At 65.5% G+C, this 26,624-nt stretch carries 23 protein-coding genes and 1 pseudogene; 10 read left to right on the top strand and 14 right to left on the bottom strand.

Going from position 1 to position 26,624, the window contains the following annotated elements:
- Positions 1–80: 80 nt before the first annotated feature.
- A complete protein-coding gene (locus tag ABKF58_RS11180) occupies positions 81–890 on the bottom strand; it encodes an FTR1 family iron permease (protein ID WP_014087931.1) in 810 nt (269 codons plus the stop codon).
- Between the two features lie 68 nt (positions 891–958).
- A complete protein-coding gene (locus ABKF58_RS11175; RefSeq protein ID WP_008954338.1) occupies positions 959–1,282 on the bottom strand; it encodes a cupredoxin domain-containing protein in 324 nt (107 codons plus the stop codon).
- A gap of 275 nt (positions 1,283–1,557) precedes the next feature.
- Here ABKF58_RS11175 and cysS point away from each other — a divergent pair, with 275 nt between their 5' ends.
- The 3 genes from cysS to ABKF58_RS11160 all read left to right on the top strand — a co-directional run bounded on the left by cysS (position 1,558) and on the right by ABKF58_RS11160 (position 5,318).
- Positions 1,558–2,931 (top strand): cysteine--tRNA ligase, encoded by a 1,374-nt coding sequence (gene cysS / locus ABKF58_RS11170; RefSeq protein ID WP_482580713.1) that lies wholly within the window; start codon positions 1,558–1,560, stop codon positions 2,929–2,931.
- 242 nt (positions 2,932–3,173) lie between these two features.
- Positions 3,174–3,389 (top strand): 50S ribosomal protein L31, encoded by a 216-nt coding sequence (gene rpmE / locus ABKF58_RS11165; RefSeq protein WP_008954336.1) that lies wholly within the window; start codon positions 3,174–3,176, stop codon positions 3,387–3,389.
- A gap of 267 nt (positions 3,390–3,656) precedes the next feature.
- Entirely contained in the window at positions 3,657–5,318 is a 1,662-nt protein-coding gene (locus tag ABKF58_RS11160; RefSeq protein WP_482580712.1) for an ArnT family glycosyltransferase, read from the top strand.
- Between the two features lie 133 nt (positions 5,319–5,451).
- On the opposite strand, the gene ABKF58_RS11155 is transcribed toward ABKF58_RS11160, so the two are convergent.
- Both ABKF58_RS11155 and ABKF58_RS11150 read right to left on the bottom strand, forming a co-directional pair.
- On the bottom strand, positions 5,452–5,841 hold the full coding sequence (locus tag ABKF58_RS11155) for a c-type cytochrome (protein WP_008954334.1): 390 nt from the start codon (positions 5,839–5,841) through the stop codon (positions 5,452–5,454).
- Positions 5,842–6,191: 350 nt separating this feature from the next.
- Positions 6,192–7,877, bottom strand: coding sequence for a glutamine--tRNA ligase/YqeY domain fusion protein (locus ABKF58_RS11150; RefSeq protein ID WP_482580711.1), 1,686 nt, complete (start codon positions 7,875–7,877; stop codon positions 6,192–6,194).
- A 247-nt stretch (positions 7,878–8,124) separates the two neighbouring features.
- Here ABKF58_RS11150 and ABKF58_RS11145 point away from each other — a divergent pair, with 247 nt between their 5' ends.
- Positions 8,125–10,419: a YgiQ family radical SAM protein gene (locus ABKF58_RS11145; RefSeq protein ID WP_482580710.1), complete on the top strand. Its 2,295-nt coding sequence runs from the start codon at positions 8,125–8,127 to the stop codon at positions 10,417–10,419.
- A 75-nt stretch (positions 10,420–10,494) separates the two neighbouring features.
- Here the strand turns inward: ABKF58_RS11145 and ABKF58_RS11140 are convergent, their stop codons facing one another.
- On the bottom strand, positions 10,495–11,079 hold the full coding sequence (locus tag ABKF58_RS11140) for an NAD(P)H-dependent oxidoreductase (RefSeq protein ID WP_482580709.1): 585 nt from the start codon (positions 11,077–11,079) through the stop codon (positions 10,495–10,497).
- Positions 11,076–11,735 carry a LysE family translocator gene (locus ABKF58_RS11135; protein ID WP_482580708.1) on the bottom strand — a complete coding sequence of 220 codons (660 nt, stop codon included), beginning with the start codon at positions 11,733–11,735 and terminating at the stop codon, positions 11,076–11,078. Before ABKF58_RS11135 ends, ABKF58_RS11140 begins: the two co-directional genes overlap by 4 nt.
- 226 nt (positions 11,736–11,961) lie before the next feature.
- On the opposite strand from ABKF58_RS11135, the gene ABKF58_RS11130 reads away from it, so the two are divergent.
- Positions 11,962–12,582, top strand: a complete 621-nt coding sequence (locus tag ABKF58_RS11130) for a glutathione S-transferase family protein (protein WP_482580707.1) — start codon at positions 11,962–11,964, stop codon at positions 12,580–12,582.
- Between the two features lie 184 nt (positions 12,583–12,766).
- Here ABKF58_RS11130 and ABKF58_RS11125 read toward each other — a convergent pair whose 3' ends face one another.
- The gene (locus ABKF58_RS11125) at positions 12,767–13,852 is read right to left on the bottom strand and encodes a type II asparaginase (protein ID WP_482580706.1); all 1,086 of its coding nucleotides are present in this window, start codon (positions 13,850–13,852) and stop codon (positions 12,767–12,769) included.
- A gap of 525 nt (positions 13,853–14,377) precedes the next feature.
- Between ABKF58_RS11125 and ABKF58_RS11120 the strand changes: the two genes are divergently transcribed.
- Positions 14,378–15,634, top strand: a complete 1,257-nt coding sequence (locus ABKF58_RS11120) for a TIGR03862 family flavoprotein (protein ID WP_482580705.1) — start codon at positions 14,378–14,380, stop codon at positions 15,632–15,634.
- A gap of 16 nt (positions 15,635–15,650) precedes the next feature.
- A complete protein-coding gene (locus tag ABKF58_RS11115; RefSeq protein ID WP_482580704.1) occupies positions 15,651–16,574 on the top strand; it encodes a 2-hydroxyacid dehydrogenase in 924 nt (307 codons plus the stop codon).
- On the opposite strand, the gene ABKF58_RS11110 is transcribed toward ABKF58_RS11115, so the two are convergent.
- Entirely contained in the window at positions 16,521–17,852 is a 1,332-nt protein-coding gene (locus ABKF58_RS11110; protein WP_482580703.1) for an MFS transporter, read from the bottom strand. The genes ABKF58_RS11115 and ABKF58_RS11110 overlap by 54 nt on opposite strands.
- A gap of 177 nt (positions 17,853–18,029) precedes the next feature.
- On the opposite strand from ABKF58_RS11110, the gene ABKF58_RS11105 reads away from it, so the two are divergent.
- Positions 18,030–18,944: a LysR substrate-binding domain-containing protein gene (locus ABKF58_RS11105; protein WP_482580702.1), complete on the top strand. Its 915-nt coding sequence runs from the start codon at positions 18,030–18,032 to the stop codon at positions 18,942–18,944.
- A gap of 24 nt (positions 18,945–18,968) precedes the next feature.
- Here ABKF58_RS11105 and ABKF58_RS11100 read toward each other — a convergent pair.
- Positions 18,969–19,378, bottom strand: a pseudogene (locus ABKF58_RS11100) (RrF2 family transcriptional regulator).
- Between the two features lie 302 nt (positions 19,379–19,680).
- On the opposite strand from ABKF58_RS11100, the gene norV reads away from it, so the two are divergent.
- A complete protein-coding gene (norV, locus tag ABKF58_RS11095) occupies positions 19,681–21,075 on the top strand; it encodes an anaerobic nitric oxide reductase flavorubredoxin (RefSeq protein ID WP_482580701.1) in 1,395 nt (464 codons plus the stop codon).
- Positions 21,076–21,099: 24 nt separating this feature from the next.
- Positions 21,100–22,215 carry an FAD-dependent oxidoreductase gene (locus ABKF58_RS11090; RefSeq protein ID WP_482580700.1) on the top strand — a complete coding sequence of 372 codons (1,116 nt, stop codon included), beginning with the start codon at positions 21,100–21,102 and terminating at the stop codon, positions 22,213–22,215.
- 116 nt (positions 22,216–22,331) lie between these two features.
- Here the strand turns inward: ABKF58_RS11090 and ABKF58_RS11085 are convergent, their stop codons facing one another.
- The 5 genes from ABKF58_RS11085 to ABKF58_RS11065 all read right to left on the bottom strand — a co-directional run bounded on the left by ABKF58_RS11085 (position 22,332) and on the right by ABKF58_RS11065 (position 26,276).
- Positions 22,332–22,943 (bottom strand): YitT family protein, encoded by a 612-nt coding sequence (locus ABKF58_RS11085; protein WP_482580699.1) that lies wholly within the window; start codon positions 22,941–22,943, stop codon positions 22,332–22,334.
- A 226-nt stretch (positions 22,944–23,169) separates the two neighbouring features.
- The gene (locus ABKF58_RS11080; protein ID WP_482580698.1) at positions 23,170–24,837 is read right to left on the bottom strand and encodes a SulP family inorganic anion transporter; all 1,668 of its coding nucleotides are present in this window, start codon (positions 24,835–24,837) and stop codon (positions 23,170–23,172) included.
- 88 nt (positions 24,838–24,925) lie between these two features.
- Positions 24,926–25,240 carry an ArsR/SmtB family transcription factor gene (locus ABKF58_RS11075; RefSeq protein ID WP_482580697.1) on the bottom strand — a complete coding sequence of 105 codons (315 nt, stop codon included), beginning with the start codon at positions 25,238–25,240 and terminating at the stop codon, positions 24,926–24,928.
- Positions 25,237–25,677, bottom strand: a complete 441-nt coding sequence (locus ABKF58_RS11070; protein WP_482580696.1) for a cation transporter dimerization domain-containing protein — start codon at positions 25,675–25,677, stop codon at positions 25,237–25,239. Before ABKF58_RS11070 ends, ABKF58_RS11075 begins: the two co-directional genes overlap by 4 nt.
- On the bottom strand, positions 25,659–26,276 hold the full coding sequence (locus tag ABKF58_RS11065; protein ID WP_482580695.1) for a cation diffusion facilitator family transporter: 618 nt from the start codon (positions 26,274–26,276) through the stop codon (positions 25,659–25,661). The genes ABKF58_RS11070 and ABKF58_RS11065 overlap by 19 nt, the downstream gene beginning before the upstream one ends.
- Positions 26,277–26,624: the final 348 nt, after the last annotated feature.

Here is a 26,624-nt window from a genome sequence, read left to right as displayed (position 1 = left end):
TTGGCTTGTGCGCCAGTCAGTACTCGCTAACCTCCTGACTCGGCCGGCCTCGAATTATCGTGCCTGCCGATCAGGAAGCATCAACGCTTGAGCCGTTTCAGCCCGGCCAGCACCACCAACCAGTAGCCCGCGTAGGCCACCAGCATCGCCACCGCCGGCTGCGCGCGATAGCCGGTCAGCGCCGCCACCGTACCGCCAAAGCGGGTGGAATCGTCCAGCAGCGCCGAGGTATCCCACACCGAACCGGACCAGGCCTGCAACCAACCCATGCCGATCATCTTGTCGATGCCGGTCACCAGCAAGGCGCCGGCCAGCATCAACAGCATGATTTCGGTGACGCGGAAGAACAGCCGCCACGACAGATACTTGCCGCCCTGCTGCAGCAGCCAGAAAGTCAGATAGGCCAGTCCGAAACCGGCTGCCGTCACGCCAAGGAAGCTGGCCAGCCCGGTGTTGGCGATATCGCTGCCCAACCCGTACAGGAAGACCACTGTTTCGGCGCTTTCACGCGCCACCGCCAGCATCACCACCACGAACATGCCCCACCAGTTGGCGCTCGATGCCGTCTTCGCCATCTCGCCTTCCAGTTCGCTCTTGAGCTTGCGTCCGTGCTTGCGCATCCAGAACACCATCTGCACGATCAACACCGCCGCCACCAGCACCATCGCGACCTGGAAATACTCCAGCGCCCCCTCCGGCAGGCTACTCTCCAGCACCAGCATCACCCCGGCCAGCGCCCCGGCCAAGCCGAGACCGGCGGCAACGCCGCCCCACAGATAGCGGCCGCCCTGCGCCACATAGCCGCTGGTTTTCAGCCAGGTATGCAGAATGCCGACCACCAACAGAGCCTCGACGCTTTCACGCCAGATGATGAACAGGGCGTTGAACATGATGTGTTCCTTCTCTCAATACAAAACGGCGAACCCGAAGCATCCGCCGCCTCAGACGACGGTAAAACTTATTTGGCGACGATGGTGCCCTTGGCCTTGTCTTCGTTGTACTCGTCAACGAAGTTGTAGGTGCCGGCCTTCAGCGCGGCAAAGCTGACGCTGACCGATTTGCCTGCAGCCACAACCTTTTCCTTGTGCAGCTGCTTGCTTTCGAATTCGGCCGTCTTCTTGGTCTGGTTGTTTACCATTACCTTGAACGGCTTACCTGCCGGCACCTCGAGGGAGGCCGGCTCGAAGCCCTTGTCGGTCAGGTTCAGGGTGAAGCTGTCGGCATCAGCGGCATAGCTGGAAACAGCGAAGACCATCAGGGCAGAAGCAAGCAGGGTACGCATGACGTGAGTTGACTCCGAGTTGTGTAGTATCAAGTTAATGATAACCGTTTTTATTCCTCTTTGAGAACAGGCAATACCCCGGCCCTTACATCATCAGCGCCTGCCTCGCCCGGAGCTTGCCCTGCAAGGCTTGCTGCATCGGCCTTCATGACAAGTGCCTCAACCCAAGTTTGTCCGCCAGGCATTGAATGCGGCGTTGTCCCGGCACAACAGGCACTTGACCGCTCTGGTACAATGCCCTTTTTTGCCTTCGACGCTACAGGTTTATGACCACCATGCTGAACCTCTACAACACCCTGACCCGACAGAAAGAAGTCTTCAAACCGATCACGCCCGGCAAAGCCAGCATGTACGTGTGCGGCATGACGGTGTACGACTACTGTCACCTCGGTCACGCCCGCATGGTGGTGGTGTTCGACATGGTGGCACGCTGGTTGCGCGCCACCGGCTATAACCTGACCTACGTGCGCAACATCACCGACATCGACGACAAGATCATCAAGCGTGCCGCCGAGAACGGCGAACCGATCCAGGCGCTGACCGCCCGCTTCATCGACGCCATGAACGAGGATTTCGATGCACTGGGCGTCATCCACCCCGATTTCGAGCCGCGCGCCACCGAGCACGTGCCGGGCATGATCGCGCTGATCGAGACGCTGATCGCCAACGGCCGCGCCTACCCCGCGCCGAACGGAGACGTGTACTACGCGGTACGCGAGTTCCCCGGCTACGGCAAGCTGTCCGGCAAGAGCCTGGAAGATCTGCGTGCCGGCGAGCGCGTCGAAGTGGACGTCAACAAGCGCGACCCGTTCGACTTCGTGCTGTGGAAGGCCGCCAAACCGGGCGAACCCTCCTGGCCGAGCCCCTGGGGCGAAGGCCGCCCGGGCTGGCACATCGAATGCTCGGTGATGAGCGAACACCACCTGGGCGAACACTTCGACATCCACGGCGGCGGCGCCGACCTGCAGTTTCCGCACCACGAGAACGAGATCGCCCAGTCGGAAGGCGCGCACAACCACGACTTCGTCAACTACTGGCTGCATAACGGCTTCATCCGCGTCGACAACGAGAAGATGTCGAAGAGCCTCGGCAACTTCTTCACCATCCGCGAAGTGCTCGAGAAGTACGATGCCGAAGTGGTGCGCTTCTTCATCCTGCGTGCCCACTACCGTAGCCCGCTCAACTACTCCGACGTACACCTGGATGACGCCAAGCAGTCGCTGACGCGCCTCTACACCGCGCTGAAGAACGTGGCAGCGACCGACATCGCTATCGACTGGGAAGAAAATGACTACGCCCGCCGCTTCAGGCAGGCGATGGACGACGACTTCAACACCGTGGAAGCCATGGCCGTGCTGTTCGATCTGGCCGGTGAAGTCAACCGCGGCGAATCCGCCGCGCAGGCCGGCCTGCTGAAGGCCCTGGGCGCAGTGCTTGGCCTGCTGCAGCGTGCCCCTCAGGAGTTCCTGCAAGGTGGCAGTACCGCGGCCGAACTGTCGGCCGACGCCATCGAGGCACTGATCCAGGCCCGCCGCGACGCCCGCACCGCCAAGAACTGGGCGGAAAGCGACCGCATCCGCGACGAACTGGCAGCCAAAGGCGTGATCCTGGAAGACGGTGCCCAAGGCACCACCTGGCGCCGCGCCTGATTAGGCTGGAAATAAACCCGCCGCCCCCATGCCGGACCTATGACGCTCTCCGTGCCAGTTGGCCGGCTGCGCGTCCCCGACCAGCCTCGGGCACGCTGCGGTTTCTTTCACCCGCGCTGAGTCCGTCATTTACGGAAACGCCGCCCCTTGCGCTTGTCAAGTCAAGTCAAAGGGCGGATAATCTGGCGTTTCGACAAGCGGTACAGGCAAAACCCCTGTACCCGATTTGAAAGGGAACCACGATGAAAACCGATATTCACCCGAATTATCACGAAGTGAACGTGACCTGCTCCTGCGGCAACCAGTTCGTGACCAAGTCGACCATGGCCAAAGAAAACTTCACGATCGAAGTTTGCTCCCAGTGCCACCCGTTCTACACCGGCAAGCAGAAGATCGTCGACACCGCCGGCCGCGTTGACAAGTTCAACCAGAAGTTCGGCAGCTTCTTCAAGCGCTAAGCGCTTCGGGATTGCCCCTTCGGGTAGAGAAAAGGCAGCGCGAGCTGCCTTTTTGCATTCCGCCCTCCATTGCCTTGCCCGACAGCCGCCAAACCCGAAGCGATCCCGCCATCAACCATGGCAAGGACGCACCACCGTGCCGACGACAAGCCGATGCCGGCCGCCGTGCCTTTAGCCATCCCGCCAATACTCCAGACGCGTAGCCGTAGCCGCCCGGTGAAATGGGCGCTAAGCTACTGCCTTTGACCGCGCCCTTCCCGCTCCCGCATGCTGACGTACACCCCGGACTCCGACCCCCGTCTCGCCCAACCGACCGAGAAGCCCTGGCTTCTGCTGCTGCTGACCTTCGTCTGGCTCTGGCCCGGCATCTTGGGCCACGACCCATGGAAACCCGACGAGCCCTACGTCCTGGCGGTGGTCGAAGGCATGCTGCGGCACCACCAGTGGCTGTTGCCCTCCATCCAGGGTCTGCCGTACCTAGAGTCCCCACCGCTGTATTACTGGGTCGCGGCCGGCTTTGCGCGGCTGCTGTCCCCCTGGGCCCTGCCCTTGCACGACGCGGCCCGATTGGCCACGCCGTTCTTCATGGCGATCGGGCTGACGCTGGCCGGTCTGGCCGGACGTGAACTGATAGGCCGGCGCCACGGCCGCAGCGTGGTGCTGATCCTGATCGGATGCATCGGCTTGATCGCCACCGGCCACCAGATGAATGCCGCGGTCGCCGGCTTTGCCGGCTTTGCCGCGGCCTTCTACGCACTGGTACTGACGCTGCGCTCCCCGGGCCTGGCCGGGGCAATCCTGGGAGCCGCCACCGCGACGGTATTCCTCTCGGCCAGCCTGCTCGAGGTAACCTTGATCTGGCTGGTGGCAATCCTGCTGCCGGCGTTCAGCGCCTGGCGCAGCCAACGCTACCTGATCACCCTGCTCATGGGCCTGGTACTGGCCCTGCCGCTGATGATGATCTGGCCAATGATGCTGGCCAAGGCGCAGCCGGCGGTATTCGCCGCCTGGTGGCAAGGACACGCGCTGGGACCGCTCAACGGCTTCGGCCATGTCGGTGTCTTCCACGATTTCGGCTACTACCCCCTGGTTTCGCTGTGGTACACCTGGCCCGCCTGGCCACTGGCAGCGTGGACGCTGTACCGCCACCGCCATCTCGACAAGCCGGTACTGCAATTGCCGCTGATGTTCTTCGGCGTGGTCATGATCCTGCTGACCTTGTCTACTCGGCAAAGCTCGGAGTATGCCCTGCCGATGCTGCTGCCGATGGCCATGCTGGCCGCGGTCGAGCTCGACACCCTGAAGCGCGGTGCCGCGGCGTTCCTGAACTGGTTCGGCCTGATGACCTTCGGCTTTTTCGGGCTGTTGATCTGGGCCGGCTGGGCGGCGATGAACTTTGGCTGGCCAGAACGGCTGGCGCAACGCGCCAAGTACTTCAGCCCCTACTACGAACCCTCGGTCTCGACACTGGCCGCACTGTGCGCGCTGTTTGCCACCCTGGTGTGGCTGTGGGCGGTGACGCGCCGCAACCTGCGCGGACGGCAGGCAGTGACGAACTGGGCTGCTGGCATCACGCTGTTCTGGGGGCTGGCGATGAGCCTGTGGCTGCCGTGGCTGGACGCCGCCAAGAGCTATCGGCCGGTGGTGGTGAGCATGATGCGTGCGCTGCCCGCCGACGCGCGCTGCGTGGCCACCGAACGCGACAATCTGCTGACACGACTGAGCTGGCACTACTTCGGCGGACTGAAGCTGACCCCGTACACGCCCGGTCGTCCGGTCCCCTGCCACTACCTGCTGGTCAGCCGCACCCCGGCCGAGGGCCTCGGCCGAACCCGGCTGGCAGATGCTCTGGCAGGGCAGCCGGCCACGCGAGAAGAGCGAAATCTTCGGTCTGTTCCGTCGCTCGCCACCCTGATCCGGACGGGCTGACGGCACACACCGGGACCCACCCTTGGCGACAAGCAGGTATATATAGAAAAAGCGGCGCCATCAGGACGCCGCTTTTCTTTGCCGTATGGCGAGCCCGAACACCTTGTCGCGGGCCCGACGGCCTAGACGGAATTCATTGCTTCAAGTCCAGAATCCACTGGACCAGCTTTCTGGCATCCGCCTCCTGGATGGCCACCGCGTTGGGCGGCATCGCCAATCCACTCACCTTGCCCTTCCAGTGGCTGGCATAGGGATTGGAACCCTCCATCACGGTTTTCAGCAGCTTTTCCGAGACGCCTTCCTGACCCTTGTAACGGGCGGCAACGTCCTGCCACGCGGGACCGATCGGCGCCACGCCAGCCGGACCCGGCTTGCCCGACTCGATGCTATGACAGGCAACACAGCCGCTGGTCGCCGCCAGTTGCTTCATCGCCACGTCCAGCTTGGCATCCGCCCATGCACTGCCTTGGGCGGCAAACACCAGCACGGCCACGGGAACAACTCTGCGTAGTAGTGGGAACATTTTGACCTCCGATCGTGAATGGCTTCAACTCCCATAGTGAGCCTGGAGCAACCGCAAGCTATTGACATGCGTCAACGAATCGTTTTGCCGGCCATTCGACGCGGAGGCCTCACGCCAAAAGAAATGGCGACCCCACGGGGCCGCCATTTTACTAATGCGGATCAGCCAACAACCGATTTTAGTAGGCGAGCTGGCCAAAGCAGGTTGAGGGCTGCCGGAGCACTGGAACCGGAATGGACACGTAGCCCATGAGGATCATGGCTGACCGAGTCTCCGTGCAGAGACTCGCACGCTCAGAGCAGCGCCGGCACTCAAGATGCAAAGGCACAGCCGCCCAATGAAATAGGTTTTTACTTGGCCCAGGAATCCTTCAACCCTACCGTACGGTTGAACACTGCCTTGACACCCGGCTGGTGCTCGTAACGGTCGGTCACGAAGTAGCCGAGGCGCTCGAACTGGTAGCGCGTTTCCGGCTCGGCCTTGAGCACCACGTCTTCGACGCAGGCGGTCACGGTCGCGAGCGAGTGCGGGTTGAGGAACTGGCGGAAGTCGACGTATTCGCCATCCTCGCCGCGCACGGCGTCCGGGCGCGGCTCGGTGAACAGACGGTCGTACAGACGCACTTGAGCCTCGATGGCGTGCTCGCACGACAGCCAGTGGATCACGCCCTTGACCTTGCGGCCGACCGGGTTCTGGCCCAACGTATCGTGGTCGATCGAACACTTCAGCTCGACCACGCGGCCAGAGGCATCCTTGATCACCTCGTCGCACTTGATCACGTAGGAGTAACGCAGCCGCACTTCGCCGCCGGCGGTGAGACGCTGCCACTTCGGCGGCGGCACTTCGGCGAAGTCGTCGCGCTCGATATAGATCTCGCGCGAGATCGGCACTTCGCGCTCGCCGAATTCAGGGTGGTGCGGGTGGAACGGCGCGCTGCGGCTGGCAGTCACGCCGTCTTCGAAGTTGGTCAGCGTCACCTTGATCGGGTCGAGCACGGCCATCACGCGCGGCGCCTCGGCTTCCAGCGTCTCGCGCACGGCGCCTTCCAGCACGCTCATGTCGATGATGTTCTCCCCTCTCGACACGCCGATGCGCTGCGCGAACAGGCGGATACCGGCCGGGCTGAAGCCGCGGCGGCGCATCCCGGCGATGGTGGGCATGCGCGGGTCGTCCCAGCCCGTGACCAGGCCGTCGTTCACCAAGGCCTGCAGCTTGCGCTTGGAGGTCAGCGCATACAGCAGTTCCAGGCGCGAGAACTCGTACTGGCGCGGGTGGCAACCGATGCTGATGTTGTCGAGTACCCAGTCGTACAGCGGGCGGTGGTCTTCGAACTCCAGCGTGCACAGCGAATGGGTAATGCCTTCGATGGCATCGGAAATGCAGTGGGTGTAGTCGTACATCGGGTAGATGCACCACGTGTCGCCGGTACGGTGGTGGTGGGCACGACGAATGCGGTAGATCACCGGGTCGCGCATGTTGACGTTGCCCGAGCTCATGTCGATCTTCAGGCGCAGCGTCTTGCTGCCGTCCGGAAACTCGCCGTTCTTCATGCGCGTGAACAGATCGAGGTTTTCCTCGATGCTGCGGTCGCGGTACGGGCTGTTCTTGCCCGGTTCGGTCAGGCTGCCGCGGTAGGCGCGCATTTCCTCGGCGTTGAGGTCGCAGACGAAGGCCTTGCCGGCCTTGATCAGTTCCACCGCATAGTCGTACAGCGGCTGGAAATAATCGGAGGCGTAACGCACTTCGCCATCCCACTTGAAACCCAGCCAGGACACGCTGTCCTTGATGGACTGGACGTATTCGTCGGATTCCTTCTCCGGGTTGGTGTCGTCCATGCGCAGGTTGCATTTGCCCTGGTAGTCGTCGGCCAGACCGAAGTTCAGGCAGATCGACTTGGCGTGACCGACGTGCAGGTAGCCGTTCGGCTCGGGCGGGAAGCGCGTCACGATGGAAGCGTGCTTGCCCGAGGCCAGGTCCTCGTCGATGATGTTGCGGATGAAGTTGCTGACAACGGGCGCGTTGTTTTCCGTACTCATGGGATGAATGTCTAGTGTTTCGGTGGATTCCAATGGCCCGATTGTACCCGATTTAGCGTCGATATTCCGAATGCACCGGGCGTGCCGCGTCGGATGCAGGCCGTTTTCCGCGGCCTTCGGCCAACCCCATCCCTCCCCCAAAAACCCGCCTGAAAATGGGGTTATGCCCTTGAAAAACAATCAAATTTACTGATATCAGGGGGCAAAATCTGGCACAATGCGCGTCAACCGAATAATCGCACGCACCATGACCACCGTTTCCGCCCCCGTAAAACCGATCACCTCCTACCGCAAATTCTGGGCCCAGCGCTTCGGCACCGCGCCGTTCCTGCCGATGACCCGTGCCGAAATGAACGAGCTGGGCTGGGACTCCTGCGACATCATCATCGTCACTGGCGACTGCTACATCGACCACCCGAGCTTCGGCATGGCGCTGGTCGGGCGCCTGCTGGAGGCGCAGGGCTTCCGCGTCGGCATCATCGCCCAGCCCGACTGGCACTCGGCCGAGCCGTTCCGCGAACTGGGCCGCCCCAACCTGTTCTTCGGCGTCACCGCCGGCAACATGGACTCGATGATCAACCGCTACACCGCGGACCGCAAACCGCGCTCGGACGACGCCTACACCCCGCACGCCGAGGCCAACAAGCGCCCAGACCGTGCGGTGACGGTGTACGCGCAGCGCTGCCGCGAGGCCTACCCTGGCGTCGGCGTGATGATCGGCAGCATCGAGGCGTCCTTGCGCCGCATCGCTCACTACGATTACTGGAGCGACAAGGTGCGCCAGTCGGTGCTGGTCACCTCCAAGGCCGACCTGCTGCTGTTCGGCAACGCCGAGCGCGCGCTGGTGGAAGTGGCGCACCGCGCCGCCGCCGGCGAGAAGCTGTCGGAGATCCGCGACGTGCGCGGTACCGCCTTCCTGGCGCCGCACGGCTGGATGCCGGGCGACGACTGGCAGGTGATGGACTCCACCACGCTCGACCAGCCGGGCAAGGTCGAGGCGCATCAGAACCCGTACGAGATGGTGCCGGAAAAGGAAGAAGCCGCCTGCGCCAGCGGCCAGGGCAAGGACCCCGCCGCCGCCCAGCCGATCACCTTCATGCCGCTGCAGGAGCGCGTGGCGGCGCGCAAGGCGCAGCGCGCCAAGACCGTGGTCAGGATTCCCGCCTACGAGGCGGTGGCGCACGACCCGGTGCTGTACGCCCACGCCAGCCGCATCCTGCATCTGGAATCCAACCCCGGCAACGCCCGCGCCCTGGTGCAACTGCACGGCGAGCGCGACGTGTGGCTCAACCCGCCGCCGATTCCGCTCACCACCGAGGAAATGGACCACGTGTTCGGCCTGCCCTACGCACGCAACCCGCACCCGTCCTACGGCAAGGCGCACATCCCGGCGTGGGAGATGATCAAGTACTCGGTCAACATCATGCGCGGCTGCTTCGGCGGCTGCACCTTCTGCTCGATCACCGAGCACGAGGGCCGCATCATCCAGAGCCGTTCGGAAGAATCGATCCTGAAGGAGCTGGAGGAAATCCGCGACAAGACCGACGGCTTCACCGGCCACATCTCGGACCTGGGCGGACCCACCGCCAACATGTATCGGCTCGCCTGCAAGGACAAGAAGATCGAGACGTCCTGTCGCAAGCTGTCCTGCGTCTACCCGGACATCTGCGAGAACCTGGGCACCGATCACAGCCACCTGATCCAGCTCTACCGCAAGGCGCGCGCGCTGCCGGGCATCAAGAAGATCAACATCCAGTCCGGCTTGCGCTACGACTTGGCGGTGCGCTCGCCGGAGTACATCAAGGAACTGGTGACGCACCACGTCGGCGGCTACCTCAAGATCGCCCCGGAGCACACCGAGGAAGGCCCGCTCTCGAAGATGATGAAGCCGGGCATGGGCGCCTACGACAAGTTCAAGGAACTGTTCGAGCGCTTCAGCCGCCAGGCCGGCAAGGAACAGTACCTGATCCCGTACTTCATCGCCGCCCACCCCGGCACCAGCGACGAGGACATGATGAACCTGGCGCTGTGGCTGAAAAAGAACAACTTCCGCCTCGACCAGGTGCAGACCTTCACGCCGACGCCGATGGCCATGGCCACCACCATGTGGCACACCCGGCGCAATCCGCTCAAGCGCCTGGCGCGCAGCTCGGAAAAGGTCGACGTGGTGCGCGACGGCTACCGCCGCAAGCTGCACAAGGCCTTCCTGCGCTACCACCACCCGGACAACTGGCACATCCTGTACGAGGCGCTGATCAACATGGGCCGCCAGGACCTGATCGGCTACGGCAAGCACCAGCTGATCCCGCCGACTCCGCCCAAGGGCGCCGAGGACAAGGGCAAGCGCTTCAACGTGGCGCGCACCGCGCACCACCCGACCCAGCGCTTCCAGGACGCGCCGCCACGCGGCCGCGCTCCGGCTGCCACGCGCGGCAAGCCGGCAGGAGCCTCCGCCAAACCGGGTGGCAAACCTACCGCCAAGCCGGCCTCGCGCCAGGCCGCCGCGAGCAGCGGCAGCGCCAAACCGCGCGGCCGGCGCTGAGCACCCATAACAAAGCCCCGCGTGGTTCACACGCGGGGCTTTTTATCGTCTGAAGATGGCCAGGGTGCTTCCGCCCTAACGCCCCTCCCGCCCCAGCCGGTGCATCGTTTCCAGCCACCGGCCACGTCGCTCGCCATCCTCCGCCTCGACCATGCCGATCAGGCTGTCTCGAATCGGCCCGATGCCGGAAAAGCCGAGGATACTGCGCTTCAGACTCTTGAGGCCATGAGCGCCGAAATACCAGCGGTAGATCGGCGCCGGCATGCCCATGGTGACGACGATGCGGGCCGATTTACCGCTCAGGCGCTTGCGCCATCCCTTACCGTTGGACTGGTCGAAAGCGAACTGCGGACGGAACACCTGCTCCAGAAAGGCTTTCAGCAAGGCCGGCAGGGAGCCCAGCCACAGCGGGTAGACGATGACCAGGTGCTCGGCCCAGTTGATGCTCTCCTGCGCCCGCCGGATCACTTCGACGGGCGTACCGTTATCGAACTCCTCCTTGGAGCGCAGCAACGGGAAGTCGAGCGTGGCCACCTCGATCAGCCGAACCTCGTGCCCGGCCTCGCGCGCGTCTTGGACGTAGGCCTCCGCCAGCGCATGGCAGAAGTGGTCACCGGCGGGGTCGGGATGTCCCTGGATGACGAGGATGCGTTTACTCATGGCGCGCACCACACGACTAGACGCTGCGACGCGGCTCGAGGGCCGAGGCGCAGTGCCAACGCCCCCAGCACGAAGCCCATCAGGTAGCGCTGCGCCGCCAGCCACAACGGCTTGCGCGCGAACCATGACGCCATGCCGGCGGCACTGAGCGCGATCAGCAGATTGACCGAGAAGCTCACCGCAATCTGTGTGAGCCCCAGCGTGACGCTCTGCCCGAACACCGAGCCGTGCTCGGGCGACACGAATTGCGGGAAGATCGACAGATAGAACACGGCGACCTTGGGATTGAGCAGATTGGTGAGAAAGCCCATCAGGAAGAGCTTGGGCACAGGGTCCGCCGCGAGCTGCCGGGGCTCGAACGGCGAGCGCGCCCCCGGCTTCACGGCCTGCCAGGCGAGCCAGAGCAGATAAAGCGCCCCGGCCCACTTGAGCAGTTCGTAGGCAAAGGGCACCGCCAGGAACAGCGCGGACAATCCCAGAGCGGCCGCCAGCATGTGGACCAGAAAGCCGGTTACAACCCCAAACAAGGAGATCACCCCGGCCTGGCGCCCCTGGCAGATCGAACGCGAAATCAGGTAGATCATGTTCGGCCCCGGCGTCAGCACCATCAGCAGGGAGGCACCGGCAAAAAGCAAGAGATCGGGAACGGCAACCATCGGTAACTCCTCGGCTCGAGGGCCAAGCAACAGGTGCCCTGAAGGTGGCAATTCGGGCTGCTGCGCCCATTCTCTCCAGAATGCCACACAAGGCCCATGACAAAAAGCTGACGTACGGCAACGTGGTCATCACGGCGCAGGGCAAGCCGCGGCCCTGAACCCTCGCCCGAAGCCGTCCAGCGGTTTCGGGCTACAATGGCCGAATCCACCACGAAAGGACCAAGGCATGCTGAAAATCTGGGGACGGCTCAACTCGCTCAACGTCAAGAAGGTGGTCTGGTGCGCGGCCGAACTGGGGCTGCCGTTCGAGCGCATCGACGCCGGCGGCCCGTTCGGCGGGCTCGACACGCCGGAATTCCTGGCACGCAACCCGAACGGCACCATCCCGCTAATCGACGACGACGGCTTCACCCTGTGGGAATCGAACGCCATCGTGCGCTATCTGGCCGCCAAGTACGGCCACGGCAGCCTGTATCCGGACGATCTGCAGCAGCGCGCCGACGCCGACCGCTGGATGGACTGGCAGGCCACGGTGTTCAACCCGGCCCTGGTGCCGGCGATCTACAACCTGCTGCGCGTGGCCCCGGAGCAGCGCAACCAGGACGCGATCGACACCGCGCGCGTGAAGGTCGACCGGCTGGCCGGCCTGCTCGAGCAGCAGCTGGCCGGGCACACCTGGCTGAACGGCGAGCGCTTCACCATGGCCGACATCGTGCTCGGTTGCAGCGTGCATCTCTGGCTCAACCTACCGCTGGAGCGCACGTCCCGCCCGCAACTGGAGCGCTGGTACGCCGCCTTGCGTGCGCGCCCCGCCAGCACCGAGGCGCTGCAACTCCCTCTATCCTGAGGCGTGTCGATACCTTTTTCCCTGCCTCCCCAGCCGGCACGTCTCGCTATTGCAGACGGCGTGCGGCGCACTCCCGGGCCTGCACGGGCAATCTTCGGCCAACCTTTTGCCGCGCCGGACTGGCTTCCCGCCAATAAAAAACAGCAGCCCGCGGGCTGCTGTTTGTGACCGGGCGAAGCGCCGCTCAGTAGGTGTAGAACATCTGCTGGATCTTCTTGGTGTCGTTGGTCTTGGTCATGGCCAGCATCAGCAGGATACGGGCCTTCTGCGCGTTCAGCGTGTCGGATACGACGAAGTCTTCCTTGTCGTCGTTCACTTCGCCGTTGCGGGCGACGATGCCGGAACCCACGCGCGAGCTGCGTACCACGATGACGCCTTTCTGGCGGGCTTCGCGGAAGGCGGGCAGCATCTGAGCGGCCATGCTGCCGTCACCCACGCCGGCCTGGACGATGCCCTTGGCACCAGCGGCGACGTCGGCGTCCAGCGCCACGCGGTTCATGTTGGCGTAGCCGTAGACGATGTCGACTTGCGGCAGCTTGTCGAGCTTGCTGACGTCGAACTCGGTCTCGGCGGTGTGCTTGCGTACCGGCAGACGGTAGAAGTGCGGCTTGTTGTCCTGCATGTAGCCGAGGAAGCCCAGTTCCGGCGTCTTGAAGGTGTCGGCGGTGGAAGTATTGGTCTTGGTGACATCGCGGCCGGCGTTGATCTGGTCGTTCAGCGTCACCAGCACGCCCTTGCCGACGGCTTCCTTGCTTCCGGCCAGCAGCACGGCGTTGTACAGGTTGATCGGGCCGTCGGCGCTGATCGCGGTGGACAGGCGCATGGAGCCGACGATCACCACCGGCTTCTTGCTCTTCACCGTCAAGTCGAGGAAGTAGGCGGTTTCTTCGATGGTATCGGTGCCGTGGGTGATGACCACGCCGTCGACATCCTTCTGCGCCAGCAGTTCGTTGACGCGCTTGGCGAGCTTCAGCCAGACGTCGTTGGTCATGCTTTCGCTGGCGATCTGAACCACCTGTTCGCCACGCACGTTGGCGGCCTTCTTCAGTTCCGGCACGCTTTCGATCATCTTGTCGACACCGACCTTGGCGGCGGTGTAGCCGATGGTGGTGGTGGTGGAAGCACCGGTGCCGGCGATGGTGCCGCCGGTGGCCAGGATCACCACGTTGGGCAGCTTGGCCGGAGCGGCGTCTTCGGCGTGGGCGAAGGAAAAGACGGCGGAGCAAGCCAGCAGGGCGGCAGCGCGAGCAAAGCGTTTATCGACAAACATGTTCTCTCCTTTGAGGATTCATCGTGGCCAGAGCGTGATTCGCCCCGACCGGTAGAGGCGGGGTCGCCACGGCCGCCTCGATGGCGGCAGGCGGTGCGCCCCCGGCAAGCGGCGCAGGTTCTTGCGACCTGCTGCCATGTTCTAGCCCGGGTCGCTATTCAGCAGGAATCGGGCCAGCCCGCGACCAGACAAACCAAAACCCAACCCATTGATTTTTATCGAACAAATTCCGACCACCGCAACAAACTGACGGAACGCCGTACTTTCCAAGGCATTAGCGCACGGAAATCCGAACACCACACCCGCACAAGGGCGGCGGCGGCCGGCGGCGGCCTAGCTTGGGTTTTGACGACGTTTCTGTGACAATCAGCCCCTCTCGGGCAGGGACGCCACGTAACGCTTGCCTTTGCCCGCCAAAACAAGGCGTTAGCGGCTGCCGTCGCCGCCCGCCATTCACCAGCCATAGCCAGGACCAGAAGCGATGACACACGCCGCCATGCCGCCCGCCACCACGGAGCGCCGACGATGACCACGACAGCAACAGGCCCGAGCCGCCGCGTCGCCATCGTCGGCGGCGGTCCGGCCGGACTGATGGCGGCCGAAGTGCTGAGCCGGCAAGGCGCGCAGGTCGACGTCTACGACGCCATGCCCTCGGTCGGGCGCAAGTTCCTGCTGGCCGGCGTCGGCGGCATGAACATCACCCACTCCGAGCCTGCCGAGCCGTTCTTGTCTCGCTATGGCAGCCGCAGCGAGCAGTTGCGGCCCTGGCTGCAGGCCTTCGGCGGTAAGCAACTGCGCGAATGGGTGCACGGCCTGGGCATCGACACCTTCGTCGGCTCGTCCGGGCGGGTGTTTCCCACCGCGATGAAAGCCGCGCCGCTGTTGCGCGCCTGGCTGCAGCGCCTGCGCGAAGCCGGCGTACGTATCCACGTGCGCCACCGCTGGCAGGGCTGGAGCGCCGACGGCGCCCTACTGCTGAGCACGCCGGAAGGCGACAAGAGGGTGCGCGCCGACGCCGTACTGCTGGCACTGGGCGGCGGCAGCTGGGCCAAGCTGGGCTCGGACGGGGCATGGCTGCCAAGGTTGGCCGAACGCGGCGTCGAGGTCTGCCCGCTGGTGCCGTCCAACTGCGGCTTCGACGTCGGCTGGAGCGAGCACTTCCGCAGCCGCTTCGCCGGTGAGCCGCTGAAATCGGTGGTGCTGAGCTTCACCGACGCGGACGGCCGCGAGCAGCGCAAGCAGGGCGAATTCGTCGTCACCGGGGGTGGCGTCGAGGGCAGCCTGATCTACGCCTTTTCCGCCCCTCTGCGCGACGCCATCGCCGCGCACGGCAGCGCCACCATCCACCTCGACCTGGCGCCGGGCAAGGACCTGGCGCGCGTCACCGCGGAGGTGGCGCACCCGCGCGGCTCGCGCTCCCTGTCCAGCCACCTGCAAAGCCGCGTCGGGCTGAAGGGCGTGAAGATGGGCTTGCTGCGCGAGTGCCTGGACAAGGACACCATGAACGATCCGCAGCGACTGGCGGCGGCGATCAAGGCGCTGCCGGTCAAGCTCATCGCGCCGCGCCCGCTCGACGAGGCCATCAGCAGCGGCGGCGGCGTCACCTTTGCCGCGCTCGACGAGCGCCTGATGCTGCGCCAACTGCCCGGCGTGTTCTGCGCCGGCGAGATGCTGGACTGGGAAGCCCCGACCGGCGGCTACCTGCTCACCGCCTGCTTCGCCAGCGGCCGCGCCGCCGGATTGGGGGTGTGGGAGTGGCTGCAGACGCGCCGCCCCATCTGAAAACGAAGGAAACGCCATGCTCTATCTCTATGCCCCGCAGGATGCCGAGCAGCTGACGCTGCTGCTGCGCCAGGCGCTGCCCGATATCGACCTGGCGGTGTGGCCACAGGAGGTCGACAACGCGGCCGTGCGCTACGCCGTGGTGTGGAATCCGCCGGAAGGGTTTTTCGCCCGCTTTCGCCGGCTCGAGGCGGTGTTCGCGCTCGGCGCCGGGGTGGACCGCCTGCTCGCCCGTTCCGACCTGCCGGCGACGCTGCCGGTGATCCGCCTGACCGACGCCGGCATGGCGCAGCAGATGGCGGAGTACGCGCTGTACGGCGTGCTGCGCTACCAGCGCCAGTTCGACATCTACCAGCGCCAGCAGGCCGAGCACCGCTGGCAGCCGCAGCCGCCCCGGCTGGCGCACGAGGTCCGCGTCGGTGTGCTGGGGCTGGGCGCCATCGGCGCGGTAGTCGCCACCACCCTGGCCGGGCGGGGCTACACCGTGTCCGGCTGGAGCCGCAGCCCGCGCGAGCTGCCCGACGTCGCCTGCCGGCACGGCAGCGCGGCGCTGGACACTCTGCTGGCCGAGACCGACGTACTGGTGAGCGTGCTGCCGTCCACCCCGGAAACGCGCGGCCTGCTCGACAGCGAACGGCTGGCCCGGCTGCCCCATGGCGCGGCACTGATCAACGCCGGCCGCGGCGACCAACTCGACCAGGAGGCCCTGCTCACTCTGCTCGACGCCGGCCAGCTGCGCTTTGCCCAGCTCGACGTGTTCGCCAGCGAGCCGTTGGCCCCGGAGCACCCGCTGTGGACACACCCGAACGTGACCGTCACCCCGCACATTGCCGCCATCACCCTGCCCGGCCCGGCGGTAGCGCAGATCGCCGCCAGCCTGCGGGCACTACGAAGCGGGGCAAGGCCGGAAGGGTTGGTCGACCGGCAACGGGCCTATTGAGCGGACAGAAAAAAACCCGGCAGCGAAAGACTCGCGCCGGGTCCGGAGACCGGAAACAAGAGGAGGAGAAAAATTCAGTTTGTTGCAGCCGGCAGCGGTGCCAGACGACGCAGTCGCAGCGCGATGCCGAGGGACAACAGCAGGCCGCCCGTCAGCGCCAGCACCACCCCGCCCCAGCCACCCGAGCTCCACATCAGGCCCGAGGCCGAGCCCAGGCCGCTGCCGCCCAGGTAGTAGCAGCTCAGGTAGAGCGCCGAGGCCGAGGCCGCGCGCCCGGCTGGCGCGGCGGCCGATCCAGCTGCTCGCCACCGAATGCGCACCGAAGAAGCCAAAGGTAAACACGGCGATGCCGGGCACCACCAGCCACAGCGTGCCGGCCAGCGTCAGCGTCAGCCCGGCCAGCATCAGGCTCACCATGACCCACAACACGTTGCGCCGCCCCAGACGGTCGGCCAGCCGCCCCACCCAGGCCGAGCTCCACATCCCCACCACGTACAGCAGGAACACCGCGCCGACCGCGCTCGGCGACAGGTTGAACGGCGCCAGCGCCAGGTGGTAGCCGAGGTAGTTGTACAGGCTGACGAAGCAGCCCATCAGCAAAAAGGCCGTGGCGAACAACCAGGGCAGGCCGTCATCGGCCAGGTGCAGGCGCAGGTTGCCGCGCACCTCGCCCAGCACCAGCCGCGCCGGGCGGAAATGCCGCGACGGCGGCAGGCAGCGCCAGAACACCACGGCCGACACCAGCCCGAACAGGCCCAGCACCGCCACCGCCTCGCGCCAGCTGGCCCATTCGCTCATCAGCGACAGGAAAAAGCGTCCGCTCATGCCGCCCAGCGCGTTGCCGGCGATGTACAGCCCCATCGACTGCCCCAGCGAGGCCGGCTCGATCTCCTCGCTCAGATAGGCCATCGCCACCGCCGGGATGCCGGCCAGCGCGATGCCCAGCAGGGTGCGCAGCAGCAGCAGTTGGCCGAAACTGCCGGCAAATGCCGCCAGCAGCGTCAACAGCGCGGCCAGGCCGAGCGACAGGTTCATCACCGGCTTGCGACCGTAGCGATCGGCCAACAGGCTCATCGGGATCAGCGCCACCGCCAGCGCGCCGGTTGCAGCCGACACCACGCCGCTCGCCGCCGCCGGCGACAGGCCGAAGTCGTGCGAGAACATCGGCATCAGCGGCTGCATGCCGTACAGCGAGGAGAAGGTGGCGAAGCCGCCGAAGAACATGCCCCAGCTGGTGCGGCGGAAGGCGGGGGTACCGGCACGCAGTCGTTCGTGCACCGGGGCGGTGGGCGGAGCGGGAAAAACAGTGGCGCGGGATACGGCTAAGGCATCGGAAGACATGGTCAAGACTCGGCTGGCGGCCCCGGTCAGGGGCTGGATAAGCCAATGCTAGGACTGGACAAACCGCCAGTCCAATATATATTTAATCGTTGATTAATATGTAAAAGATATCACGTGGAACTGCGTCACCTGCGTTACTTCGTCGTCGTCGCCGAAGAACTCAACTTCACCCGCGCCGCCGAACGCCTGCACATCGCCCAGCCGCCCTTGAGCCAGCAGATTCGCTCGCTGGAAGAACAACTGGGCGTCGCCCTGTTCGAGCGCAGCAAGCGCCGCGTGGCGCTGACCGATGCCGGGGAGCGCTACCTGCAGCACGCCCGCCGCATCCTGGCCGAGGTGGAACAGGCCGCCGACGATGCCCGCCGCGCCGCGCGCGGCGAGGTGGGCGAGCTGCGCGTCGGCTTCACCTCCTCGCTGCCATTCACCAGCCTGTTGCCCGGGCTGATCTCCGACTATCGCCGCCACTACCCGCAGGTGCAGCTGACGCTGCGCGAGATGTTCACCGCGCTGCAGTTCGAGGCGCTGCGCGCAGAACGGCTGGACATCGGCTTCGTGCGTTTCCACGGCAAGGAAAACCCGCCCGACCTGCAACTGCGCGAGATCCACCGCGACCCGCTGCGGCTGGTGATCAACGCCCGCCACCCGCTGGCCGCGCAGCCCCACGCGTCGCTGGAGCAGTTGCGCGACGAGAGTTTCATCATCTACCCGGCCGGCGCCGGCACCGGGCTCAACGTGCAGGTGCGCCAGCTCTGCCTGGCGGCCGGCTTCGAACCGAGGATTGTGCAGGAAGCGCGCGAGGCCACCACCCAGATCGGGCTGGTGGCGGCGGGTCTCGGCGTGGCGCTGCTGCCCTCGCCGCTGGAGTGCGTGAAGATGCCGGGGGTGCGCTATCTGCCGCTCAGCGACGAGGGGGCGTACCTGTCGCTGGGGCTGGCGACGCGCCCTGGGCCCGTTCCGCCGTTGCTGGCGGGGTTTCTGGATTGCCTGCAGAACCGCAAAGAAATGGAGCCGATCAGGAACAGCGCGTGACGCGGCGTCGCCGCGCCGGGTTTCTCAATCGGAGACGAGCCGGATCTCGATGCCCAAGGCCCGCCCCAGCCCCGCCGGCTGAACCAGCAGATCGGCCAGGGTATGGCGCGACAATTCGCCGTAAAAGGCCTCCTGGGCCGCATGCAGCACGTTCATCAGGCGGCACGCCGAGGCGATGCGGCATTGCGAGTGCTGGGGATCGAAACACTCAACCAACACGTTGTCGGTCTCGGCGGCACGCACCAGCTGTCCGAGGTTGACCTGCCGCGGATCGCCCGCCAGGCGCATCCCTCCCCCTTGCCGCGCACGGTGGTGAGATAGCCATGCTGGCCGAGGAAAAACACCACCTTGGTCAGGTGGCTGGCGGAAATGCCGTACGCCTGGGCGATCTCGTTGATCGTCACCAGGCGCTCGCCCGCCAGCGCGCTGTACATCATCACGCGCAGGCAGTAATCGGTAAAAGCCGTCAGTCGCACGATCGGTGCCGTTCCATGGGGTTGTTCAATCAGGCAGGCCCGGTTGGGGTCGAACCTGCATTCTATCTTGCCTGTGGCGCCGCGACAGCGGGCCCAGACTTGATTCTGGCATACGATATAGGCATACAGGGCACGGCAACAGCCCGCTCTTGATATACCTCAAGCGAATTCATGATAACTCATAAGATTCATTTACGGTGAATGTTATGAGGTATAAGATTCATTCAACACGAGTCTTATACCGCAAGGAGCTCTCTGCCATGGCTTTCACCGTCAAAAACAACATCCGCTGGGTTGGTAAACAGGATTGGGAACTGCGTGAATTTCACGGCAGCGAATACAGCACCCATCGCGGTTCCAGCTACAACAGCTACCTGGTCAAGGAAGAAAAAATCGCCCTGATCGATACCGTCTGGGCGCCTTACGCCGAAGAATTCGTCGCCAATCTGGCCAAGGAGGTGGACCTCGGCGCCATCGATTACATCATCGCCAACCATAACGAGATCGACCACAGCGGCGCCTTGCCGGCACTGATGGCGCGCATCCCCGACACGCCGATCTACTGCACTGCCAACGGCGTCAAATCGCTACGCGGCCACTACCACCAGGACTGGAATTTCCAGATCGTCAAGACCGGCGACAGCCTCGACCTCGGCAACGGCAAGCAACTGGTGTTTGTCGAGATGCCGATGCTGCACTGGCCGGACAGCATGGCCACCTACCTGACCGGCGACGCCGTGCTATTCAGCAACGATGCCTTCGGCCAACATTACGCCAGCGCCCAGATGTTCAACGACCAGTGCGACCCGGTCGAACTGCAGGAAGAATGCATCAAGTATTACGCCAATATCCTGACCCCGTTCAGCCCGCTGGTGACCCAGAAGATTCATGAAGTTCTGGCGCTGAACCTGCCGATCGACATGATCGCCACCAGCCACGGCATCATCTGGCGCGACAAGCCGACCCAGATCGTCGAGCAGTACCTGAAGTGGGCCGACGACTACCAGGAGAATCAGATCACCCTGGTCTACGACACCATGTGGAACGGCACCCGCATGATGGCCGAGGCGATTGCCGAAGGCATCCGCAAGGCGGACCAGGATGTCGTGATCAAGCTGTTCAACCTGTCCAACACTGACAAGAACGACGTCCTCACCCACGTGTTCAAGTCCAAGGCCATTCTGGTCGGCAGCCCGACCGTCAACAACGTGATGTTGCCGCACGTTGCCGCCCTGCTCGAGGAAATGACCGGCCTGCGCTTCAAGAACAAGGCGGCCGCCTCCTTCGGCACCCACGGCTGGAGCGGTGGTGCGGTGGAACGTATCGCCAAGCGCCTGGACGACGCTGGTTTCCGCGTGCTCAACCCGGGCATCACCGCCGAATGGCGCCCGAACGACGATGCCCTCGCCCAGGGGGTGCGTTTTGGCGAGGCGTTCATCGAGCAACTGGGCAGCACCGGACAGAATACGGCGGACGCCGCCGCCGCGTGCGGCTGCAGCGGCAAGATGCGCTGCAAGACCTGCTCGTGGATTTACGACCCGCAGCAGGGGGACGCGGCCCAGGGGGTCGCCGCCGGCACCGCCTGGCAGGACGTCCCCGAGACCTTCCTCTGCCCGGTGTGCTTCATGGGCAAGAGCGACTTTGTCCCCGCCTAAGCGACGGCTTCTGGAGAAAACACGATGAAAAAGCCCCTCGTCATCATCGGCAGTGGCCATGCCGGCTACACCCTGGCCCGGGCGTTCCGCCAGCACGACAGCACCACGCCGGTCGTCGTCCTCACCGAGGATGGCGGCGAACACTACCCCAAGCCGCAACTGAGCCACGGCTTCGGGCATCAGGCCAGTGCCGAACGGCTCACCCTGAACAACGCCACCGGCATGGCGGCCGAGCTGAAGATCATGGTGCGACCGCGTACCCGGGTCAGTGCCATCGATTTTGTCGCGCAGAAGGTCACCGCGGGGGAAGCGCAGATTCCCTACAGCGACCTGGTGCTGGCGGTGGGGGCCGAGCCCTTCGTCCCGCCCGTCGGCGGCGACGCGGCGCGGGACATCCTGACCCTGAACAACCTGGAGCAGTACCGGCGTTACCTCGACCGGCTCAACCAGAGCGAGCACGTGCTGGTCATCGGCGGCGGCCTGATCGGCACCGAAATCGCCCACGACATCGCCCAGCACAAGCGCGTCACGCTGGTGGACATCGGCAGCCGCCTGCTGGAGCGGCTGGTGCCCGAGGTGGTCAGCCAGCGCCTGCACGACGTCATGGACCAGGTCACGCTACGCTTCGGCACCGGGGTGGAACGGGTCGAGCGGGCCGAGCAGGGCTACCGCGTGACGCTGAGCGACGGCGACACGCGGGCGGTGGACGCCGTGGTCTGCGCGGCGGGCCTGAAGCCGCGGCTGGAGCTGGCGGCCGGGCTGGAGACGGGGCGCGGCATCGTCGTCGACGCCTACCTGCGCACCTCGCAGCCCCACGTCTATGCGCTGGGGGACTGCGCCGAAATCGAGGGGCAGATCCTGCCCTACCTGCAGCCGATCACGCTGTCGGCCAACGCGCTGGCCAGCACGCTGGCCGGCACGCCGACACCGGTCCGCTTCGGCCCCCTGCCGGTGGCGGTGAAGACGCCGCGCTACCCGATCCAGCTGGCCGGGGTCACCCAGGGCAACGCCCTCGACTGGCAGATCAGCGAGGGGGACGACGGACTGACCGCGCTCGCCCATCGCGACAGCCAGCTGGTCGGCTACGTGACCACCGGCTCGCGCAACGGCTTCAGCCTGCTGCCCAGCCTGGCGCGCTGAGGGAGCGCCGGGCGGCAAGGAAAGGGAAAACCGGACCGGCATCGGGTCGATGCAAGTGCTCGGCCGCGCCCCCGAACAGACCCCGCGAGCGCCGGGCAGCGGTGCGCGGCTGGCGCTCAGGCCGCGAAGTAGCGGCCCGGCTTGTGGTTGACGGCGAGGATCAGGTTGAGCGCCACCGCGCCCAGCACCGACACCAGCACCGCCAGCGGGTTCACCACCCACAGCGCCGCGCTGACGATGCTGACGTCGATCGCCATCTGCAGCTTGCCGGCGCGGATGCCGTACTTGTCCTGCAGGTAGAGCGTGACGATGTTGATGCCGCCCAGGCTGGCCTGGTGGCGGAACAGCATCAGGAAACCGGCGCCCATCAGCAGGCCGCCGACCACGCCGGCGTAGAACGGGTTGAGGCCGTCGATGTGGATGAAGTGCGACTGCAGCTCGGAGAACAGCGACAGCAGTAGCACCGCGCAGAAGGTCTTCACCGTGAAGCGCCAGCCCATGCGCTTGATGGCGAGGTAGTAGAACGGCAGGTTGATGACGAAGAACACCTGGCCGAAGCTCAGCGGCGTGGCGTAGTGGATCAGGAAGGCGAGGCCGGCGGTGCCGCCGGTCAGCAGTTTGGCCTGGGCGAACAGCGCGACGCCGAGCGAGATGAACAGCGTGCCGATCACGATCGCCTGAACGTCTTCGAACAGGGTGTGCCGCGCCACGCGCTGCGGGTGCTCCATGATGAATCCTTGCTGGGGAGTGGCAGAACGGCCTGCCGGCCACCGTCGTCGCCCGCCGGCGGCACCAGGGCACGGTGCAGCACCTTACCCGCTACGACAGCAGCGCAAGTCTACACCAGCACCTCCTCACAAGAGCCCTGGATTCGTCATTTTTATTAAATTAATTGCCACAAATCAAAAATTGTCGGCACAAAAATAAACAACAACCGATCAATCAAGGCTTTTTCTACGCCCACACCACCCCGCTGGTCAGCAGTTCCTCGGCGCGCATCAGCGCCGTGGCGAGATCGGGCTGAATGTTGCGCTCGCCCATTTCCGCCGCCAGCCTGGAGCCGACCAGCAACCCCATCACCTCGGCCCCGGCACCGCACAGGATCAGTGTACGCCGCTCTTCGGCCAACCTTTGGCGCAGCGCCGACAGCGCCAGCAGGCCGGTGGTGTCGAGCAGCACCAGCCGGTGCAGCTGCAGAATGATCACGCGCGCGTCCGGCGCGTCGTGCAGCACCTGCTCCACCGTATCGGCGGCACCGAAGAACAGCGCGCCCTCCACCCGGAACGCCGCGCAGCCCGGCGGCACCGCTTTGCCGGCGATGGAATGGCGCTCGAACAGCTGGGCATGCTCCGGCCGCAGCCGCTGCACGCTGGTATTGCGCGCCATGCTCTGGATGAAGAACACCGCCGACATCAGCAGGCCGATCTCCACCGCGATGGTGAGATCGAAGGCGACGGTGAGCAGGAAGGTCACCACCAGCACCGCGGTGTCGTGGCGCGGAAACTGCGCCGCCTTGCGGATATCCCAGTCGCCCATCTTCAGCGCCACCGCCACCAGAATCGCCGCCAGCACCGCCAGCGGGATGTAGGACGCCAGCGGCGCCGCCACCAGGATCACCAGCAGCAGCAATGCGGCGTGCACCATCCCGGCCACCGGGGTGCGCCCGCCGTTGCTGATGTTGGTGGCGGTACGCGCCAGCGCCCCGGTGGCCGGGATGCCACCGAAGAACGGCACCACCATGTTGGCGATGCCCTGCGCGATCAGCTCCTGGTTGGCGTCGTGCTTGTCGCCGGTGAGGCTGTCGGCCACCACCGCGCACAGCAGCGACTCGATGGCGCCCAACAGCGCGATGGTGAAGGCCGGCGTCATCAGTTCGGACAGCGTCGCCCAGTCCAGCGCCGGGCCGGAGAACGCCGGCAGCCCCTGCGGAATGCCGCCGAACTTGCTGCCGATGGTGGCCACCGGCAGATGGAACAGCGCCACCGTGACGGTCGCCAGCAGCAGCGCCACGAACGGCGACGGCAGCAGCTTGTTGAGCCGCTTGGGCCACAGCAGGATCAGCGCCAGCGAGGCCCCCGACACCGCCAGCGTCATGCCGTCGAACTCGGCCAGGCGCGCCCTGAGCGTGGCGACGATGGCGAAGAAACCGGCCGGCATCTGCGCCACCGGCAGGCCGAAGAAGTCCTTGAGCTGGGTGAGGAAGATCAGCACCGCGATGCCGTTGGTGAAGCCGGTGATCAGCGGCATCGGAAAGAACTTGATCACCTGCCCCAGCCGCATCAGCCCCATCAGCACCAGCATCATGCCGGCCATGAAGGTGCAGATCAGCAGGTTGGCCACGCCGTACTTGGCGACGATGCCGTAGATGACGACGATGAAGGCGCCGGTGGGACCGGTCACCGAGAACCGGGTCCCGCCCAAGAGCGAAGCCAGGAAGCCGGCGATGACCGCGGTGAAGATGCCGGCCTGCGGCGTCACCCCGCTGGCCATGGCGAACGCCATCGCCAGCGGCAGCGCCACGATCCCCACCGTCAACCCGGCCAGCACATCGTGCCGGAACACTTCGCGGTGATAACCCTTGAGTGCATCGATCAGGCGGGGGCGAAAGCTGAGGTTCAGCATGGCGGGCGATCAATGAATTGTCATGAATACCAGCCTACGAGGGAAATGCCCCCGGATGCAAGAGGGTTTTCGCCGGAGCGGGGCCCGCTCATCTCTCGGCGTGCTCCTCGGCTACGTGGTGCGCCATGTCGGCCAGCATGTCGCTGACGTGCTGGTCGGCCAACTGGTAGAAGACTTGCATGGCCCGGCGCTGACCGCGCACCAGCCGGGCGCCGCGCAGCAGCCGCAGGTGGTGGCTGACCAGCGATTGCGACAGCTCGAGGCTCTGCGCGATGTCGCCGACCGAACGCGGCGCGTCGAGGCAGAAGAACAGGATGCGCAGACGCGTCGGGTCGCCCAGCAGCCGGAACGTTTCCGCCAGCACGGCGATGTCGGCCGGGGAAGGCCGGGCGAGCCGGCTCACGGCTGGCGTCCTTGCTGGCAAGGCCCGGGATGGGCCGGACCCTCGTGCTCATGCTCGGCCCCGGCGTGGCCCGCGGGGTGGACCGTGTCGTCATGGGGACCAAGGCGGCAGGGGCCGGCTTCCGTCTCGGGCCAATCGATGGCGACGGTGGCATGGGCGATGCCGAAACGCGCCACCAGCTCCACCTCGACAGCCTGCACCAGCCGGCGCGGATCGGCCTCGGCGCGCGGCTCGACGTGCAGCGTGGCCAGTACCCGGCCCGAGGTGATGGACCAGACGTGGACGTGGCGCACGTTGGCGAGCTCCGGCACGGTCTGGCGCAGATGGCTGGCGATGGCATCCGGCTGGGCGTGCTCCGGCGCGCCTTCGAGCAGGATGTGCAGCGAGTGGCGCAGCAGCGACCAGGCGCTGTAGAGAATCAGCAGCGCGACGAACACCGACAGGAGGGGTCGATCGGCGTCCAGCCGGTGAAGTAGATGACGACGGCGGCGGCGATGGCGGCGACCGAGCCCAGCAGGTCGCCCAGCACGTGCAGCACCGCGCCCCTGATATTGACGTGCTCGCTGCCGCCACGGCTCAGAATCCAGAACACCAGCAGGTTGACGAGCAGCCCGATGGTGGCGACGCCGAACATCGGCCCCGCCAGCACCGCCCCCGGATGGCGGAAGCGGTCGATGGCTTCGATGACGATCCAGAGCACGATGACAAACAGGGTGATGGCGTTGATCAGGGCGGCGATCACCTCGAAGCGCAGGTAGCCGAAGGTGCGCTTGGTGTCGGCGGCGCGCTTGCCGAAGCGGAAGGCGCCGTAGGCGAGCGCCAGCGCGGCGGCGTCGGTCAGCATGTGGCCGGCGTCGGCGAGCAGGGCCAGCGAACCGGACAGCAGGCCGCCCGCCACCTCCACCACCATGAAGGCGAAGGTGAACAGGAAGGCGATCAGCACCTTGCGCTGATTGTCGTCCCCGACCGTCGGCACATGGGCGTGGTCGTGATGGTGGTCATGACCGTGCTGGTGGTCGTGATGGGAATGGGGCATCGGCCTGCTCCGCGACGAAGGGACGCAAACATATCAATACGTGTTCATGTATTTTATAGCGCATCGGCACGGCGGCCCGAGCCTTCCCGGCGCTCCCTCGCCGTAGCAGGCACCGTGACAACGGAAAGGCCCTGCCTCTCGCCCTGCCCGGAATCTATCCAGGACGGGCTCGATGACGCCTCGTCGCCCCAGGCGTCGTCCTGGCGCGTTGGCGTCTTCGGCCAACACGGCCAGGCGGAGGGGGAATCGGTTTTGCTGCGGCGCCCGGTTGGAGAGACACCCGCTTGTCGCTAGAATGCGCGGGGCCACGGCGGCCTCACGGCTCGGCGCGGATGCCGGCTTCCGGAA

The sequence above is a fragment of the Pseudogulbenkiania sp. AW2-16 genome, from assembly GCF_056824575.1.
This window is presented reverse-complemented; position numbering and strand designations above follow the sequence as displayed.